The following is a 1,352-nucleotide window of genomic DNA, read 5'->3' on the forward strand; positions in this document are numbered from 1 at the left end:
CCGAGGCGGCCTACAACGTGCCGATGGCGCTGAGGCTGTCGGGTGACCTGGACGTGGCCGCGCTGGAGGCGGCGCTCGGCGACGTGGCCGACCGGCACGAGAGCCTGCGCACGGTCTTCCCCGAGTCGGACGGCGTCCCGCGCCAGGAGATCCTGCACGGCGATGCCGGACGTCCCGGCCTGGCCGTCGAGCAACTCCGCGAGGAGGATCTCGCCGAGGCGCTCCTGGCGGAGATGGGCCGCCGCTTCGACGTCGAGCGCGAGCTGCCGTGGCGGACGCGGCTGTTCGTCCTGTCCGAGGACGAGGCGGTGCTGGTGGCGGTCGCGCACCACGTCGCGGTGGACGGCTGGTCGATGGGCCTCCTCACCCGCGACCTGGCCACGGCCTACGCGGCCCGCCGGTCGGGAACCGCGCCCGACTGGGCGCCGCTGCCGGCGCAGTACGCCGACTACGCGCTCTGGCAGCGGGACGTCCTCGGCGACCTGGACGACCCCGACAGCCTCATCTCCGGACAGCTCGCCCACTGGCGCGACGCCCTCGCCGGCGCGCCCGAGGAACTGACGCTTCCCACCGACCGGCCCCGCCCTGTGACCGCCACCTTCCGGGGCGGATCGGTGGAGCTCCACGTGCCGGCGGACGCCCACCGGCGGCTCGGCGCCGTCGCGCGACGCCACGGCGTGACGATGTTCATGGTCGCGCAGGCCGCGCTGGGCATGCTGCTGGCCCGCCTCGGGGCGGGGACGGACGTGCCGATCGGCACGGCGGTCGCGGGCCGGGGTGACGAGGCCCTGGAGGATCTGGCCGGGTTCTTCGTCAACACGCTCGTGCTGCGGACGGATGTGAGCGGCGACCCGACGTTCGCCGAGCTTCTCGGCCGCGTCCGCGAGACCGACCTCGCCGCCTACAGCCACCAGGACCTGCCGTTCGAGGTGCTGGTGGAGGAGCTCAACCCGGCGCGCTCGCTCGCCCGCCACCCCCTCTTCCAGGTCATGCTCGCGCTGCAGAACCTGCCGCGCGCCGAGGAGCCCACGGACCTGGCGGGCCTGCGCGTGCGGCCGCTGTCCCGCGAGGAGGAGGCGGCCTCGGCCGCGAAGTTCGACCTCTCCTTCTCGCTCGCCGAGCAGCGCGACGAGCACGGCGCCGCCGCCGGGATGTGGGGCGGCCTCCAGTACGCCCTGGACCTGTTCGACGAGACGACGGCCCGGACGATCGCCGACCGGTTCATCCGGGTCCTGGAGCAGCTGGCGGCCGACCCGGACCTGCGGGCCGGGGAGCTCGAACTGCTCTCGGCCGACGAGCGCGACCGCCTCCTGGTCCGCTGGAACGACACCGCCCAGCGCGCGGACACGACC

1 protein-coding gene is annotated in these 1,352 nt (G+C 74.8%); it reads left to right on the forward strand.

Annotated features, from left to right (window positions below; translation table 11 throughout):
• Window positions 1–1,352: condensation domain-containing protein (locus tag AB0J52_RS40805; RefSeq protein WP_500188603.1), on the forward strand; the 1,352-nt coding region annotated here is incomplete at both ends.

The organism is Spirillospora sp. NPDC049652 (genome assembly GCF_040675125.1).
GTDB lineage: Bacteria > Actinomycetota > Actinomycetes > Streptosporangiales > Streptosporangiaceae > Spirillospora.